This window comes from Rhizobium deserti (genome assembly GCF_004358025.1).
Classification (GTDB): Bacteria; Pseudomonadota; Alphaproteobacteria; order Rhizobiales; family Rhizobiaceae; genus Neorhizobium; species Neorhizobium deserti.
This window is the reverse complement of sequence record NZ_SMTL01000001.1, coordinates 766,726-783,073: the sequence shown is the minus strand read 5'-3', so window position 1 is coordinate 783,073 and position 16,348 is coordinate 766,726. Positions and strand designations below refer to the sequence as shown.

At 60.6% G+C, this 16,348-nt stretch carries 11 protein-coding genes; 8 read left to right on the top strand and 3 right to left on the bottom strand.

Annotated features, from left to right (window positions below; genetic code table 11):
- The first annotated feature begins 11 nt into the window (after window positions 1–11).
- The 6 genes from E2F50_RS03770 to E2F50_RS03745 all read left to right on the top strand — a co-directional run bounded on the left by E2F50_RS03770 (window position 12) and on the right by E2F50_RS03745 (window position 11,088).
- Entirely contained in the window at window positions 12–365 is a 354-nt protein-coding gene (locus E2F50_RS03770; protein ID WP_133314700.1) for an EF-hand domain-containing protein, read from the top strand.
- A gap of 477 nt (window positions 366–842) precedes the next feature.
- A complete protein-coding gene (locus E2F50_RS03765; RefSeq protein WP_133314699.1) occupies window positions 843–2,162 on the top strand; it encodes an SIR2 family protein in 1,320 nt (439 codons plus the stop codon).
- Window positions 2,162–2,692, top strand: a complete 531-nt coding sequence (locus E2F50_RS03760; RefSeq protein WP_133314698.1) for a hypothetical protein — start codon at window positions 2,162–2,164, stop codon at window positions 2,690–2,692. Before E2F50_RS03765 ends, E2F50_RS03760 begins: the two co-directional genes overlap by 1 nt.
- Window positions 2,689–4,737: an AAA family ATPase gene (locus tag E2F50_RS03755; protein WP_133314697.1), complete on the top strand. Its 2,049-nt coding sequence runs from the start codon at window positions 2,689–2,691 to the stop codon at window positions 4,735–4,737. Before E2F50_RS03760 ends, E2F50_RS03755 begins: the two co-directional genes overlap by 4 nt.
- A complete protein-coding gene (locus E2F50_RS03750) occupies window positions 4,734–7,052 on the top strand; it encodes an nSTAND3 domain-containing NTPase (RefSeq protein WP_133314696.1) in 2,319 nt (772 codons plus the stop codon). Before E2F50_RS03755 ends, E2F50_RS03750 begins: the two co-directional genes overlap by 4 nt.
- Window positions 7,036–11,088 (top strand): nSTAND3 domain-containing NTPase, encoded by a 4,053-nt coding sequence (locus E2F50_RS03745; protein WP_245515282.1) that lies wholly within the window; start codon window positions 7,036–7,038, stop codon window positions 11,086–11,088. The genes E2F50_RS03750 and E2F50_RS03745 overlap by 17 nt, the downstream gene beginning before the upstream one ends.
- A gap of 281 nt (window positions 11,089–11,369) precedes the next feature.
- Here E2F50_RS03745 and E2F50_RS03740 read toward each other — a convergent pair whose 3' ends face one another.
- Genes E2F50_RS03740 through E2F50_RS03730 form a run of 3 tightly spaced genes read right to left on the bottom strand, consistent with a single transcriptional unit; the run spans window position 11,370 to window position 13,340 of the window.
- A complete protein-coding gene (locus E2F50_RS03740) occupies window positions 11,370–12,212 on the bottom strand; it encodes a type 1 glutamine amidotransferase domain-containing protein (RefSeq protein WP_133314695.1) in 843 nt (280 codons plus the stop codon).
- Between the two features lie 23 nt (window positions 12,213–12,235).
- Entirely contained in the window at window positions 12,236–12,538 is a 303-nt protein-coding gene (locus tag E2F50_RS03735) for a putative quinol monooxygenase (RefSeq protein WP_133314694.1), read from the bottom strand.
- Window positions 12,539–12,548: 10 nt separating this feature from the next.
- Window positions 12,549–13,340, bottom strand: coding sequence for an SDR family NAD(P)-dependent oxidoreductase (locus tag E2F50_RS03730; RefSeq protein WP_133314693.1), 792 nt, complete (start codon window positions 13,338–13,340; stop codon window positions 12,549–12,551).
- Window positions 13,341–13,439: 99 nt separating this feature from the next.
- Here E2F50_RS03730 and E2F50_RS03725 point away from each other — a divergent pair, with 99 nt between their 5' ends.
- Together E2F50_RS03725 and E2F50_RS03720 are read left to right on the top strand one after the other, a co-directional pair.
- Window positions 13,440–14,366 (top strand): LysR family transcriptional regulator, encoded by a 927-nt coding sequence (locus E2F50_RS03725; protein ID WP_133314692.1) that lies wholly within the window; start codon window positions 13,440–13,442, stop codon window positions 14,364–14,366.
- Between the two features lie 459 nt (window positions 14,367–14,825).
- On the top strand, window positions 14,826–16,280 hold the full coding sequence (locus tag E2F50_RS03720; protein ID WP_133314691.1) for a catalase: 1,455 nt from the start codon (window positions 14,826–14,828) through the stop codon (window positions 16,278–16,280).
- The last annotated feature ends 68 nt before the right edge of the window (window positions 16,281–16,348 follow it).

Sequence of the window (16,348 nt, the reverse complement as noted above, 5' to 3'; positions counted from 1 at the left end):
AGGAGAAGGTCATGACTGCTATCAATGGAAACCCGCTGACAAGCATGCTTAACGGCGCATTCGGAAAGTTTGACCGCAACGGCGATGGAAAGATTAACGGAGACGAGGTTAGCGCATTCGACGAAATGCTTAGGCCGGGCGTCCCGACTGATGGAATGGGCCGCCCGAAATTCAACTACAGCGATCGCATGGATCAGGATGGCGACAGCGCCGTAACGAGGGAGGAAATGTCTTCCGCAACCGTCCTGATGCCTGCAAACCTGACGGACACCAACTTCAGCCGCATGGTCTCCTATCTTCAAGATCAGAACACTAAGGAGGCATTCTTGGCGGCATCGATCCTGATGGACAATGGCGATGTCTGATACTTCCCGGCGAAGTGTTAGATGCGGCACTCTGTTGAACTTTGGAGGCTCTAGTGCAGTTTTCAGCTGGGCCGATTGTCGGCAGCATCTTGTTTAATCAAGAGTCCGTTAAGGGGCCGTGAGGCGACTGTCCGGTGTTGGGAAGGCGAACGGAGATAGCGGACATCGATGGGAAGGATGCATAGTCCGAGTCCGGCCCGGAGCCGACTGTCTCGTTTCGAGTTTACAGGGTTCATAGCTGCCGTTCAGGTCATCTAATTCGAAATCCGCCCAGCAATGAACGTAGTGCAGCTTTCAGAATTTCGCTTTGAGAGGCAGTATGATATGCACCTCTCTACGCTCCGTCATGGGGGGTGGAGGGGGAAAACTTGAGATGCCGTTAAAGTCGCCGTCCAAGCCAGTCGAGCATTTAGGTGACATGGCTCATTTAAAGAGGAAGACGTTAGGTCAGCACGCTGATGCCAGACGGGGGCGCGTTTGACCCCTCAGACGATCGCTCGGCTTCTAGCTTCCATGAACGCCGGCCGCCTTCTCGTGGTCTGCGGCGCCGGACTCTCGATGGCGCCGCCCAGCAGCCTGCCATCGGCCCGTACGGTGGCCGAGAGGTGCTTCGACAAATACCGTCTCGAATCTGACCCGAACTGCGACCTCGGTCTTCGGGACAATCTGGAGGCACTCGCCGAGCACTTTGCTGGCCTCAACACCCTGCAATCGGTCTTCATCGAACATCTAGTGCCCTGGCCCGCTTTTGTGCGGCCTTCGAATACAGGGCATGCCGCGATCGCGGATTTCCTCATAACCCGCGCCGCCGTTGCCGGCATATCGAGCAACTACGATACGCTGATCGAGCGACGCGCTTGGGACTACGGCGCGGACTTCCGTGGCTCGCTCGACGGAGACGAAGCCACAGCCGATTCCGTCCGGCAGGCACCCTTGTTGAAATTCCATGGCTGCTCCCACCGTGATCGGCAAGCCACGGTCTGGGCGCCTTCGCAGCTCAACGATCCGACCATCTCGGGGCGCATTGCGCGAAGCAAAGTTTGGATGGCTGCCAACCTTCGGCAGAAGGATCTGCTCGTCGTCGGCTTCTGGTCGGACTGGGAATACCTCAATGCCGTGATCGGCGAAGCTCTGATCGACGTACAGCCGCTGTCCGTGACCGTCATCGACCTCTCGCCGACAAACGCGCTCGAGCAGAAAGCCCCGCAACTCTGGGAGATCGCGCACGCACAAAATGTGACGTTCGAACACGTGCAAGAGTCAGGAGCTGCGGCGCTCGACGAGCTTCGTCGAGCCTTCTCATCGAACTACCTACGTCAGGTCCTGGAAGCCGGACGAGCCGCCTTCGAGCAAGCTACCGGAGCCCACTGTGACCCGGCTTGGCTAGACGTCGGAGATTTCGACAGCGAAGCCCTTTATGGTCTGAGGCGGGATGCCGAAGGCGTCTCTGCGGCGGAGCCGGCTAAGCTCCTGCGCCCAGCAAATCCGGAAGCTCTCGGCTTCTTCCACTTGCTGCTCCGTCAGGCGGGCGCCGTTAAACGCGCTGATGGTTATGATCTGAACGGCCGGACCATCCGAGTCCTCAACGGGGCGCAATCCATCCTTGGGACGATACGCGGGAAATTCGTCGAACCGCCTGCCGCGATGCAGTCCGATATTGTTGTCGCGGTAGGCGCGACCGACCTGGGCGTGCCGGACAATGTCGTGCGCAGCGGGCGCGCCGGTGACGTCATTCGTCCGGACCCAGCGGGTGAATGGTACGACCTTCCTGGGGCAAGAGCTGCGTTGGGCATCTGATGGACATCTTCACGCAAGCCGAAATCCTCCTCCGCGACGCACAGTATGAAACCTGGGCGTGGACCGGCTCGGCTGGCCCGGTGACCTGTTTCGAAAACGCGGCGCTGATGGGATTCGTCCACGTCTTCGACAGTGCAGATGCTCTCCTCGGCACCTGGAAGGAGAACCAGCAAACCGTGCTCGCTCGGCATGCCGCTTCGTTACGCGGAGCCGGAGCAAAGGCATGGAACGTCTATTCGGTCTTTCTGACCCCGGGTCAGGATGCACGCCGAGGGCGAGAGATCGAGCGTATCGAAGAGGATTTCTCTTTGACCCGAAAGATCGCGAGGGCCTCCATCACCACACCTGATGACGTTGAGAAGGCGCTTCTACCGCTGCTGTCGATACGCTCCAAGCCGCTGCTCGGCGCGTCCAATTTCGAAACGAGACTGCGGACCAGGCTGAAGGATATCCCTCCGGATGCCGTGACCGCGTTTCTCAGCGAAACCACGCCGGCAGAGATCGCTCGCATCTTGGGGGCGACGTCATGAGGCTCGATTTCATCGAAGTATGCGGCTTTCGTGGCTTCAGAGATCTCGTCCGGATCAATTTCGGACGGGGCTTCACCGTCATCACCGGTCGTAACGGCGTGGGCAAGAGCACGCTGTGCGATGCGGTCGAGTTCGCGATCACAGGCTCCATCGACAAGTACAGCGTCGAAAAGGCAGCGAAGGAGAGCCTGAGCGATTACCTTTGGTGGCGCGGCGAAGGTGTTCCCAAAGCCCACTACGTGACAGCCTCTTTCGTCGACGACAGCGGGAACCCATTCACCATCACGCGGACGCGGGAAGGCGGCCCTGATCGCTCACCGGAGGAAATCCACGCTGCGCTTTGCCGTGGACCTGCGCCAGACGACGCACTTCGGCAGCTCACCCGGACGTCGATCATCCGCGACGAATGGATCGCCGCCCTCAGCCTGGATCTCACCGAAACCGAGCGATTTGATCTCGTGCGCTCGGCGCTCGGTGCATTGGAAGGCTCGGAAGCCGGCAGCAGAGCCAAGGAAGTCGTGACCGCCGCCGAAGCCGCGCACACCAAAGACGAGGCTGCCTATGAGGCTGCCCGCTCGCGACTGGCCGACAGGCTGACGCAGCAGTCCGAGACACAAGCCGCGCTCAGCCGATCAGGGGACGTGTCCGGCGCGCTTCAGGTGATCGCCGCCGCGGCGCCGGATGCGCCCACCGAGTTGACGGCACGTCTGGCTGCAGGTCGAAGCGCGCTCGCAAACGGACGAGCCAGATTGGGTCGGATGGGCGAAGCGCTTCAACTCGGCCGAGAGGTCGCGGCGGCGCAGGCGCTCTACAACGCTCCAGAGGCTGTAGCGAACCGCGATGCCGCATCCGCAGCGCACGAAGCGGCGCAGCGCGAGCATGAGGCCGCACAGCGAGCGCTCTCGGAAGCCGAACAACGTCTCTCGCAGGAAGAAGAGATGGACGCGATGGCGGCGTCGCTGAGTCTCCTCGTTGAACACGGCGAGCGTCTCGGGCTACACGACGATCATTGCCCGCTATGCGCAGCCAATCGGACATCGGAAGAGTTCGCTGCCGGTCTGGCCGCCGCGCGTCGACGGATTACATCACTGGCGTCCGGCGTTCAGGCCGCTCGTGATGCTCTCGCCACCGCGAAACAGAACGCGCGACAACCCAGCCTCACGTTGCAGACAGCCATCGCCGCGGTTCAAGCTCATGCGGACGACTTGCGGCGTCTGCGCGATCTGGAAGCGGCGCATGTCGATTTCTACGATCAGTGGGGGCTCGACCACCGCTTCATCCAGGATCCTGACGGGTTGGAGCAGGCCATTTCTCTGGAACGCGACCGGTTGATCGACCTCGAGCGCGCGCTACTCGTATTGGAGGCTTCGCAAGCGGTCTCGCGAATGTCGTCGATCGAAAGCAACATCTCGGCGCTACGAGCTGAAATCGAGAAGCTGGCGCAGGCGGTCAGCCAGTCGCAAAATGCCGTCACAGCGGCCCGCGAAATCGAACGCTCGGTCAAACGGGTGAGCGCGGAAATCATCGATGAGCGCCTTGCTCAGATCAGTCCTCTGCTCAACGAGCTCTATCAGCGCCTGCGACCGCACGCCGATTGGCGGACGATCGACTACAGCATCCGCGGTGACGTCCGGCGTTTCCTCAGCCTCAAGGTGGGCGACGGGCTGAACCCGCAATTCGTCTTTAGCAGCGGTCAGCGCCGCGCCGCCGGTCTCGCCTTCCTTCTCTCGGTCCATCTTGCGCGGGCGTGGACACCGCTGAGATCCCTTCTACTCGACGACCCCGTTCAGCACATCGACGATTTCAGGGCCCTTCACCTGGTCGAAGTGCTCGCCGCTCTGCGCTTGGACGGGCGCCAAATAATTTGCGCCGTCGAAGACCCCGCGCTGGCCGATCTCTTGTGCCGGCGCTTGGTGAGCACCTCAACGGAGAGAGGCCGGCGCCTCGACATCGACCTTGGACTGCTTGGCGCAACAAGCGTGGTCACTGACCAGGAGATCAATCCGATGCCGGTCGGTGTTTTGCGTGGTGTCGCCACCGCATGACGGCCGAGAGCGCGCAAATCGAGCCCCTGGCGCCGCGCGGACGTCGAGCGCACGGACCCTGGAGCGATCTGGCGCTACATACCATTGGCTGGCGTGCGTTTCAGGATCTCTGTTCGCAGGTATGCGAGGTCGTGCTCGGCCGACCGGTAGAGATATTCCGTGAAGCACAGGACGGCGGCCAGGACGCGGTCTTCCTCATTCCCTCGGGACCAGACGCACCGCTCATCGGCACGGTCCAATGCAAGCACACGTCCGATGCCATGAGGACCTTGAAGCTCAGCGATCTCACGGTCGAGCTTGAGAATGTCGAGGAACTGGTTAAGGCCGGTCAGGCGGACACCTACGCCTTCATGACGAACATGAGCGTAGATGCGCCTGTTGCGGCGGCGATGCGCGCCAGACTTCGGGCGCTCGGCGTGCGTAAGCCTCACATTCTTGGTCGTCAGTATATCGTCCGAGTTATCAGAACCAGCGCGCGGCTGCGGGCCCTCGTCCCGCAGGTCTACGGCTTGGGGGACCTCACCTCGATTGTGGACGAGCGGTTAAGCGAGCAAAGCCGGGCGCTGCTTGACAGTTGGATTCCAAAGCTCCGCACCTATGTGCCCACGAAGGCCCATCGCGACGCCGTCAACGCCATTTCCAACCACGGCGTAGTGCTGCTGTTGGGCAACCCCTCGAGCGGCAAATCGGCGATCGGCGCGATCGTCTCGACCATCGCTTCGGAAAACCCGGATAACACCGTTCTCGCTCTGACCAGTCCCCGTGATTTCGAGGTGGGATGGAATCCGAACGATCCGGGCCGCTTCTTCTGGATCGATGACGCCTTCGGCTCGAATGTGCTACGCGACGACTATGTGCAGGACTGGGCGTCGGCCTTCTCGAAGCTGCGAGCCGCGATCAAGCACGGCAACCGCTTTCTCCTGACCTCCCGCAAGCATATCTATGAAGCGGCGCGGCGTCGGCTCGGACAACGCAACCTCGCCCAATTCGCTGATGGCAGCGCCGTCGTCGATGTCGGCGCACTGACATTCGAAGAGAAGGCGCAGATCCTCTATAATCATGTGAACTTCGGCGAGCAGAGCCAGAGCTGGCGATCAAGCGTCAAGCCACACCTAATTGCCGTCGCCGCCGTTCGCGACTTTCTTCCTGGGATTGCCGAACGTCTTGGCGACCCCAACTTCACCAAGGGGCTCGCTCCTCGCGAAAGCTCCCTTGTTCGCTTCATGGAAGAGCCGACAGAGCATTTGATCGATACGGTTAATGCCCTGGATGATCAGCTTCAAGCCGCGCTCATTCTAGTCTACGTCCATCAAGCCGGCTTCGATCCCAGCGACCACGATGTGTCGGCTGCCCAAGCGGTCGCGGAGCTGACGTCGTACAGCCTCACCAAGATCCAGGATTGTTTCGCTGAGCTGAAAGGCTCGTTCCTCAAGCTCTCCGGATCAAAATGGACCTTCGCCCATCCGACCATATCCGACGCGCTGACGGAGATCCTGCGCCAGAAGCCGCACATGATGGCCGCGCTCATACGGGGCGCGACCATCGACACCATTCTCAATAGTTTCACATGCGAGGGCTCGCCTCTGATTCGAGACGCCCTTGTCATCCCGACGACGCTTGACGACGCTCTGGTCGCCCGGCTCGGCCACACCCCCAATGAATGGCACCGCAATTGGATGCTATTCCACTTCCTATCCTATCGGGCGAGTGGACCCGTGTTCGCCAAAGCTGTCCAGCAATTTCCAGATTTACTTCGACGGTCCTGCTGGCGAACCGACCTCGCTGGCAACAATCCCAAGATCGCGGCCCACACCCGAGCCCATCATCTCGGCGTCTTGCCCGACGATCTGCGCTCGGAGGCGGCCGACAACCTCGAATACGCCGTGCTCACGAACCTGGATGCTTCCGTCTTCGACGAACCAGAGATGCTCGCGCTCATACCGCCGCTGAGACTGGTCGGTATAGGGTTGGCGCTGCGAACAACCGTGCTGCCTTCGCTCGAAGAGCGGATCGAGGAGATCGTCGCCGACGCTGACTTGGACGACGAGCCTGACAGCCACTTCAAGAAGCTTCTTGGTCTACTCGATCACATTGAGGCGATCGGTGTCGACGCGGACGCCACAGCCCTGATCGACGACGCGCGTGATCAGGTAAAGAGGTCAATCAAGGGACTGGAGGAGCGCAAGCGCGAGCGGGAGGAAGGTTTAGAAGACGAAGCAGATTGGACGCACATCGTGACGCAAAAGAAGGAGGAAGCTCCGGCTCCCACTTCGGTTGCCACGAAGCGCTCGGTGTTCGATGATGTCGACAAATAGTAATGAAGACGCCCAACGACTGAGCTCCAGCCCGTCGGTCCCGCCCTTGAGCGATAGCGCGGACGCGAAGCGCCCCCTACGAGGCGCTGCCGCCGCTCAAGCGGGTTTCGACTATCAAATCGACGTCTCAATCCTGGCGGCCCTGCAACTCCTCCTCATTTCCAAGGCGGCTACGCGCCTCGTGCTCGAACCAGCGAGCGAGGAGGATTTGGAAGCAGACCTCGAGCCCCACGTGCCGGGACGCTTGCAACCCAGTGCAACTGTCGCAGGCGGGTACAAGCTTGTCGTCCAAGTCAAAATGGACAACGGCGAGCCCTGGTCGATCGAGGATTTCGAAGCCTTGCTCAAGCACGGCTCTGACAAAAAAGGTGGGCGCCGAAAAGCCCTTCACCATCTCGACGAGCCGAACACTCGCTATCTGCTCGTCACCAATGCGGACGTAAAAGGTGCCGCGCGTGGACTGCTAGTCGAAGGCTTCGAAGACGTCGCGGACAAGGCAGGCTTTCCCCCGAGCCTGTATGCCACATTGAAAGAGTCGCCCGAGGGCCGCGTCGCGATCTGGGGGAAGCTCACCGAGAAACAGCTCGCATCGGATATCCGAGCGCTAATGTCGGACCTGTTGCACGTTCCCAAGGTCGAGCAGCAGAATCTCCTCCAAAAGCTACGTCTCGAAGCCAGACGGCGTACTCGAGGCAGCACACCCGGTCTATGGACGAGCGATGACCTTCTCGCAACGGTGCGGGCGCATGGCGGGTTTCTCGCCAGCTCAGCCAGCCTCGAGCATTTCGTGCCTCCTGCGAACTTCGACGAGATGCTCAAGGTCCTGAACGACAAGAACGCAGTTGTCATTCGGGGACCCTCGGGCGCAGGAAAGACGCAGGCAGCGCTCAAGCTAAGCGATATCGCGCGACGGCGTAATGGTGAGTTGGAGGTCGTCACTGTCGGGGCGGACGATGCGCCGACGAGCGTGCGTAAGGTCGTCAACAACGGACCGACCCTCTTCTACGTCGATGATCCTTGGGGCCAATTCAGCCTACGCGGAGGCAGCGAAGCTTGGACCGAGCAGTTGCCACGCCTCCTTGCCAAGGCTACGCCGGATCATCAGTTTATCGTCACGTCCCGCAGCGACATGATGCAGAGCGCCAAAGTCGGGGACAGCCTCAACGCATGGTCGGTCGAGTTGGATGCGGACCAGTACCGGGACGGTCAACTCCGCGACATTCACGACAACCGCATGGACCAGTTGCCGGCCGCCCTGCAGACCAAGGCGTATGCGTTTCGGAACGAGGTGCTAGACAGGCTCAGCACCCCACTTGAGATCGAGCTGTACTTTGCGCACATGCAAACCGGCCCCGACGTCGGCGAAGAAGACCACGTCTTCTTTCGCCGGTTGCTCGACTTGGCGCAGCGCGATGCAGTGGAAGGCGTTGTCCTGAGAGCGCTATCGTCGATCGACACATATGGCACCTCAGCCATCGTTTGGGCGCTGCTGGCGGCACGGGGTCAGTTCGACCGCAGCCGGCTCCACCCTCTTCAGCGCGCGATACGCGGCCTTGATCGCGAACTCGGCGACGGCTTGGACCGTCTCATAGACCGCATGGTCGCGGCCCGCCATTTGCGCCAGCCGGCCCGCACCATCGCCTTTGCTCATCCCAGCGTCCGACAAGGTTTTGAAGCCTTCGTCAAGGACAATTGGGGCCAGAGCGAGTCGGCAATCGAGACGCTGATAGCCGCGCTGGTTCAGTTGCCGCCAGCCAATAGAGGTTGGGGTCTGGAAACCGCCGCCCGAATTTTTGAGGTGACGCGCTCGCTCGCCCGTCGAGAGGACGTTGATCAGGCCTTCGACATTGACTCCGGCAGCCAGGAAGCGATCGATGCCTGGCTGGACGAAAGCCTCATGGACCCAACTTCCAAGTTCACGCCCTTGTTGGAGCTGGCGTCGGAAGTAGGCAGCGATGCGTCCATACCGAGCCGGGTGGCTCGATGGTTGTTGAAAGGCACGCAGCGAGGAGCTTCCTTCTTCGTCCGCAATTGGCAACCGCCGGTCTTCGACGATGCCTGGTACGACATCGTGTCCGCGGGCCCGGTCGCGGCCAAAGTCGCCGAACGATTTATCCGTGAGCAGCTTGGCTTCGACCGAGGGAACTACGGATCGGGATTCGCTAAGCGGCTCGACCGCTTCGCACCCAACTTGACCTTCGCCTATCTCGACGCCGCGCGCCAGATGGTCGGGAACGGCTTCGAGCTCAATGCCGATGCCGTGGCGGCCGGCGCCGTGCGCGACCTAGAGGGATTTGAGAGCGTCTTGCATGCTGCGCTGGATGACCTTGCGGGCATCCACCGTCACCACATTCAGAGCGGCCTAGAGGAGTGGCGCGCGATCGAGGACGGCGAACGGGATCGTGCCGTCGAAGAGGCCGCGCAGTCGAGCCATGAAGGCGACGGATACACTTCCGGTGTCTTCATCGACGCATATGTGCGCCAGCTTCGCGGAGAGGGTCGTTGGCTGGTTCTTGCCGACCATCCGAGACTCGCGGAGTTGGTCCGCGCCTGGTCGCAGGCGCTCATGATGTCTCCCGGACCCGTGAATGAAGATGAGATTCAAGCTATTCTTGCGGCGGGCAAGGGGTCAGATGACGAGCCAAATGTCTGGGCAGCGGTGCGAGAGCACTGGCGCGCCACTTTGGAACCAGCGCTTGCGGCGCGGCTCTGCTCTGTCCCCTCTGAGGTGGATCTGCGCGACGAGCTCGCGCTCACAGCTTTGAAAGTCGCACCAAATGCGCTGATCGCGGCATTCCAAGCAAATAGCGAGCAGCCTGATCGGCAAGTAACACTGCTCACCGCCATGCAACGCGCTCGCCGGCGGCTTGGGAAAAGCAGCTACGCCAAGCTGAAGCGCATCACCGATGCACTTCCAAATGAATTCGAAGAAATTCTAAACGCCCTTTCCACCACGAAGCGAAAAGCTCGCAGAGTCGACGGTCCGGCGCTGGCGCTCCTGACCGGCTGTGCATCCCAACTCGATGCGGTGGCGCTCGACCTCGTGGTGCCGGTCATCATCGAAAGCGGAGGCGACGCCTCGCCGGCGATCGCCCAATGGCTGACGATTGCCAATCGCACGGAGCATGCCGTCAGGGCGACGGAGGCGGCCATTGCAATTGGCGATGCCGCCCTTGTTCAAACGGCACTGCGGCACCAGCGCGCCGATGCGCGCCGTGCGGCTCTTGTTCATCTGGCGCCGACACTCGCCGACCCTTTGCCGCCGACAATCCTCTCCATGGCATCCGATCCCGGTAGCCGCGTCCGCCGCGCTCTGGTCACTCTGCTCGCAGAACGGCCACATCCGGATCACCTCAAAACGCTGTTGGCCCTGATCCATGACACCTGGTCGAGCGCTGAGCCATACCACAACGAGCCCGAAAGCTTCGATATTGCGCAAGAAGCCGTCGTTGCCCTTGCAGCCAACGGTCCGCTATCCGACGCGGTCGGTGATGCGCTTCTCGAACTTGCCAACACGACGGTGGATCGCACGCTGAGCCAGTACGCCCTGATCGTGGCAGCGCATTGCTGCAGCACCGGAATTCAGCAGAAAATCTTGGACCTTGTCAGCATTCCGGAAGCGCGCTGGATCCGGCTCGATGCCCTTGATGCCTTGGCCGATGCGGAGTTCGTGGACCCAAGCATTGTCGGGCGTCTGACGCCCGCGTTTCTACTGAAGTCGCCGGCAATCCTGGCGGCGCCAGCGGCTCATCTCGTCGGCGCCCATGCTCCAGCAGAAACTGCCCTCAAACTCTTCGAGCGGGTCGCCAGCTCGAACAAGCGACGTGCTTTGCTGCTCGTCGGGGCTAATGCGTTGGCCAAGCGCGACCGGACGACTGCCGAGCAAATTATTGATCTGCTTGAACCTGATCATCCTGGGCGCCAATTGTTAACAGCGATCGACCCTCTCCCCGCCTCCATCCTAGACAATCTTGGCAAGGTTCAACTACGAGAGGCTGTCCGAAAGCGGCTAGGTGATCGCATCGCGGGCTCTTGACCTCTGAGCACCTAGGTCTGCTGCATTGAGTACGTCGCTTCCTACCTCGACTTAGCGTTCGCGAATGAGTATCGCTGCCTGCCGAAATCAAGCGGCGCGAACGTCCGCTTCTGGTGTGGGGACAGCCGTCTCTGTCGACCGAAATGGAGGCGCATAGCCGACGTCGGAGCGGTCGCTATCTCGTTGACCAGAGGAAACTCTGACGCTCCACACAGTTTCGGAGGCAGCAAAACAACGCTTCAGCGGTCAATGAGATTACCGCAGGCCTTTCCATCAGCCGCTTACTTCAGTCGCTTTAAAAGCTCCTTGGCAACCATAAGGGCCGACGCGGGATTTTGTCCTGTGATGAGCTCCCGATTTATGACCACGTGAGGAGCGAAAGCGTCCGAAGCCTGGCTGTATGTTCCTCCTGCGCGCACGAGAGCGTCCTGTGGGTAGAATTTCATCTCGCCGCCGAACATACTCTTGGCCATCTCTTCCTCCCGGTTGCTGAAGGCGGTCATCTTGTAGCCGGAATAGATCCAGTCCTGTGACGACACCACCCTCTCGCCCGTAACGAGGCCAGACGTGAACACTTCTGGATCCTTGAGAGAAGACAGGAGGGCGATCGGCCCGTGGCAGTCCAAAGCAGTTGGCTTCCCCGTCTTGTGGAAGTGATTGAGCACGCGCCCTAGGCGCTGATCGTGAAGGAGGTCCTGCATCGGAGCATGACCCCCTGGAACATAGACGGCGTCGAACTGATCGAGGCCGATCTGCTCCACCCTTGCAAGACTCACGACCGGAGAGGTATCCGGCGACAGCAGGCCCAGGTGATCAAGCTGTCTCTGCGCTTCAACAACGGCAGTCTGATCTCCACCGAAGTATGCCTTGTCGATCGACGCCCTGTCGACGGAAGGCGCGCGTCCGTCGGGCGTGACGAAGGTCAACTTGTGACCCGCCTTCTGAAGCGCCTGCACCGGCTGCATCAGTTCGTTGAGATAGAAGCCGGTCTTGTAGATCTTGCCGTCCTTTAGTTCGAGATGATCGGAACTGGATAGAACGACGAGCACATCCTTGGCGTGAGCGGTTGCTGCGCCGAGACCGAAACTGATTGCAAGCGCGAGCGAGAGCAGTGTTTTCTTCATGATGAGGTCCTTTGGAAGGTGGTTTAGCCGGCGATCTTGGTCAGTCGGTGGAGCGCGAAGTCGGCGAAGAAGGCGCCGACACCTTTGGCCTGGAAGCGCCTCATGGCGTCGCCTTCCATGTGAGCATGCCACTTCGACTCGCTTTCCCAGGTCTCGACGAAGATGCGGACGCGGTCGTCGTCGAGCGATTCGTGAAGCTCGTAGCGCAAGCACCCGTCCTCCAGCAGCGTCTCTTTGACCAGATCTTCCTGTGCGGCGCGAAGAGCGGCCTCCTTGCCCAGCTTGGCGGTCGTGATTGCAATGATGGTGATCGCAGATTCTGACATGTTTGATCCCTTAGGCGATGGTATTCACGAGGCCGCCTTCGGCGCGCAGCGCGGCACCATTGGTGGCGGATGAGCGGGGACTTGCGAGGTAGGTCACGAGACTGGCGACCTCTTCTGCCTCGACCATTCGCTGAAGAATCGATGCGGAACGGGCGGTGGCGAAGAACTGGCTTTCGATCTGCTTCATCGGTGCTGATGAATCCGCAGCCTGACTGCGCAGGAAGGCTTCGATCCCTTCGGACCGCGTAGGACCAGGCAGAACAGAGTTTACGGTGACATTGGTGCCGCGTGTGAGTTGCGCGAGGCCGCGTGAAACGGAAAGTTGGGCTGTCTTCGTCATTCCGTAGTGGATCATGTCAGACGGTATCGCCAAACCAGCTTCGCTCGCGATGAAGATCACGCGGCCCCAGTTGCGCTCGATCATCGCTGGAAGGTAAGTGCGCGATAGGCGTACGCCACTCATCACGTTCACCTCGAAGAGCTTGTACCAGTCAGCGTCGTCGATTTGATCGAAGGCCTTGCTTTCGTAGATGCCGAGGTTGTTCACCAGGATGTCGACCGACGGTGCCGCCTGGGCGATCGTCGAGGCTCCTTCTGCGGTTGCGGCGTCGGCGAGAAGCCCTTCTATCGACGAAGCTCCAGATGTCGATATCGCGGCGACGGCCGCATCCAGCTTATCCTGGTCTCGGCCAGTAATTATGACGCGCGCACCCTCGGATGCCATCGCCTTGGCGATCGCGAGGCCGATACCGGCAGTGCCGCCAGTTACCAGCGCAGTCTTGTCGTTCAGTTGCAGGTCCATGATCAATCTCCGATCGTTGTTTCGGAGGGAAATTTATGATCAGGCTCTACCAGCTACTATTGCCTTACACAGACAAGCACCTGTGAGTGGAGATCATCAATGCCGCAGATCCTGATGGACCGTTCTGGGGAAATGGAAGTATTCGTAAGGGTGGTCCATGAGGGAGGCTTTTCGGCTGCCGCACGCAGCCTCGACATCACGCCCTCCGCCGTGAGCAAGCTCATAGGCCGCCTCGAGACGAGGCTCGGCGCGCGGCTACTGATGCGCACGACGCGCGCTCTTGCCCTTACAGAGGAAGGACAAGCCTACCATCATGCGGCACTGCGGATCCTACAGGATCTGGCCGATGCCGAAGAGGCAGCATCCGGAGGCGCAATTCGGGGCCGGCTACGGGTCAATACCACGATTCCCTTTGGCACCATGTTCGTAGCCCCTGCGATGCCTCAGTTCCTAAAGGGCAACCCAAGCCTCATTGTTGATCTGAGCTTCACCGATGGTATCGTCGATCTTGTTGCCGAGAAAACGGACGTGGCTATCCGTATGGGAGATCTGCCGGATAGTGGCCTTGTCGCCCGCAAGCTCGGCCAAAGCCGCCGCGTTGTATGCGCTGCCCCATCATACATAGAGCGCCATGGCCCCCCAGAAACACCTGCGGATCTTCAGCATCATGACTGCCTGACCTTTAATTTCCGGCGGTCACGGCCTTCCTGGCCGTTCCTGCTTGATAGGCGCGACCACCAGCAACCGGTCGCGGGAAGCCTTATAGTCAATAACGGGCAGACGATGAAGCAGATGGTGCTGGCGGGCGCGGGGATCGCCAGGCTCGGTTTGTTTCACGTTGCAGACGATTTAGAAGCTGGTCGGCTTGTCCCTCTCCTGGAGCAATTCAACCCTAACGACCTTGAGCTCATTCATGCGATCTATGTGGGCGGCGGTCCTCTACCCCAGAAGGCACGTGCCTTCATCGACTTCATGACGCACATATTGCGTGACGTCCCAGCCCTCAAGGCCGAACCCAAAGCGTGAGATCACGGAACTGAGGACGAACTCCGCAGGGCCCGAAGAGCGCGCAAAAGGTAGAAATTGGATGATAGCTCGCCTCAGGTAAGTCTGCTTTTAGAAGCTGGGCGCGGTGACTTCTACGGCCGACATGACGGCGCCTACCGGACGTGCTGGCGGAGCTTCATAAGTATAGCCATCAACCTTCAGCAACGCGGAGCCGGGCAACCGAATGCGGCGCCTCTTAATTGTGGCCCATAGGGAGCAAGTCTGAAGGCTTCATGTCCGAGCGCTTGACGGCATCATAGCGAGCAACAGCTCTCTTGCGCCGTTCGAGCGCGGCTGAAATTCGGCCACTTTCGGCAGGATCCAGGCCACCGCTCACGTTGCCTAATGGCTCCTTAAGGAAGATGTTCCGGCCATTCGTAAGAGCATGTGAGGCCCCCGATCGCTGAAGGCGAGCGCGCCTCCGCAAGGAGCTGTGGAATGAACGAGAAAAAACCTCTGACTACGGCAGCCGGCGCGCCGGTCGTCGACAACTTCAACGTCGAAACGGCCGGTCCGCGGGGTCCTGCACTTCTGCAGGACGTCTGGCTGATCGAGAAGCTCGCCCACTTCGACCGCGAGGTCATCCCGGAGCGGCGCATGCACGCAAAGGGGGCGGGAGCGTTCGGCACGTTCACGGTCACCCGCGATATCACGCAGTACACGAAGGCGCGAATATTTTCGCACGTCGGCAAGACCACGGAAATGTTCGCGCGCTTCTCGACGGTTGCAGGCGAGCGCGGCGCCGCCGACGCCGAGCGCGACATCCGCGGCTTCGCATTGAAGTTCTATACCGAGCAGGGAAACTGGGATCTGGTGGGCAACAACACGCCCGTCTTCTTCTTCCGAGACCCTTTGCGGTTTCCCGACCTCAACCATGCAATCAAGCGCGACCCAAGGACAGGGGTGAGAAATCCCGAGAGCAACTGGGACTTCTGGACATCGCTTCCTGAAGCGCTCCACCAGGTGACAATCGTGATGAGCGAACGCGGTATTCCCCGTAGCTACCGTCACATGCACGGATTCGGCAGCCACACCTACAGCTTCATCAATGCGGCCAACGAAAGGTTCTGGGTCAAGTTCACCTTCAAGACGAGGCAGGGGATTGAAAATCTGACGGACGCCGAGGCGACCGACCTCATCGGGCGCGATCGCGAGAGCCACCACAGGGACCTCTTCGACAGCATCGAACAGGGCCAGTTCCCGCGGTGGACGCTTTACGTCCAGATCATGCCGGAGGCCGCGGCGGCCACGCATCCGGTCAACCCGTTCGATCTGACTAAGGTATGGCCCCACTCCGACTATCCGCTGATGGAAGTCGGGGAGATGGAGTTGAACCGCAACCCGCAGAACTACTTTGCGGAAGTGGAGCAGGCGTCCTTCACGCCCGCGTCGGTGGTACCGGGCATCGGCTTTTCGCCCGACCGGATGCTTCAGGCCCGACTGTTTTCATATGGGGACGCGGCGCGCTACCGTCTCGGGGTCAACCACCATCAGATCCCCGTCAATGCTCCAAAGAACCCGCACAACTCGTACCACCGCGACGGGGCGATGAGGACGGACGGGAATCACGGCGCGACGCCGGCATACGTACCAAATTCCCAAGGCCTCTGGCCCGAGCAACCCGACTTCCGTGAACCGCCCTTGGCGATCGGCGGAAGCGCCGCCCACTGGGATCATCGTGTGGACGACGATCACTACGAGCAGCCTGGCAACCTCTTCAGGATGATGAGCTCAGAACAGCGTGAAGTCCTCTTCGCGAACACCGCAAGGGCGATGGAGCGGGTCTCTTTAGAGGTGCGCGAGCGGCATGTGGCGAACTGCGCGAAGGCCGATCCTGCGTATGGCGAAGGCGTGGCGCTGGCGCTGGGCGTGACGTCGCCGTCGGCCGCTTAATGATCGTGTATCGATGCGTCCGAAGGGTTTTGGCACAGGCGCGGAGCGCCAGAATTGCAGGAGTGAAC

Excerpts from the sequence above, each read along its gene's own strand:
- E2F50_RS03760 (WP_133314698.1), top strand. The coding sequence starts at position 2,162 with ATGGACATCTTCACGCAAGCCGAAATCCTCCTCCGCGACGCACAGTAT.
- E2F50_RS03750 (WP_133314696.1), top strand. The coding sequence starts at position 4,734 with ATGACGGCCGAGAGCGCGCAAATCGAGCCCCTGGCGCCGCGCGGACGT.
- E2F50_RS03770 (WP_133314700.1), top strand. The coding sequence starts at position 12 with ATGACTGCTATCAATGGAAACCCGCTGACAAGCATGCTTAACGGCGCA.
- E2F50_RS03755 (WP_133314697.1), top strand. The coding sequence starts at position 2,689 with ATGAGGCTCGATTTCATCGAAGTATGCGGCTTTCGTGGCTTCAGAGAT.
- E2F50_RS03740 (WP_133314695.1), bottom strand. The coding sequence starts at position 12,212 with ATGAAGAAAACACTGCTCTCGCTCGCGCTTGCAATCAGTTTCGGTCTC.
- E2F50_RS03730 (WP_133314693.1), bottom strand. The coding sequence starts at position 13,340 with ATGGACCTGCAACTGAACGACAAGACTGCGCTGGTAACTGGCGGCACT.
- E2F50_RS03735 (WP_133314694.1), bottom strand. The coding sequence starts at position 12,538 with ATGTCAGAATCTGCGATCACCATCATTGCAATCACGACCGCCAAGCTG.
- E2F50_RS03720 (WP_133314691.1), top strand. The coding sequence starts at position 14,826 with ATGAACGAGAAAAAACCTCTGACTACGGCAGCCGGCGCGCCGGTCGTC.
- E2F50_RS03745 (WP_245515282.1), top strand. The coding sequence starts at position 7,036 with ATGATGTCGACAAATAGTAATGAAGACGCCCAACGACTGAGCTCCAGC.
- E2F50_RS03725 (WP_133314692.1), top strand. The coding sequence starts at position 13,440 with ATGCCGCAGATCCTGATGGACCGTTCTGGGGAAATGGAAGTATTCGTA.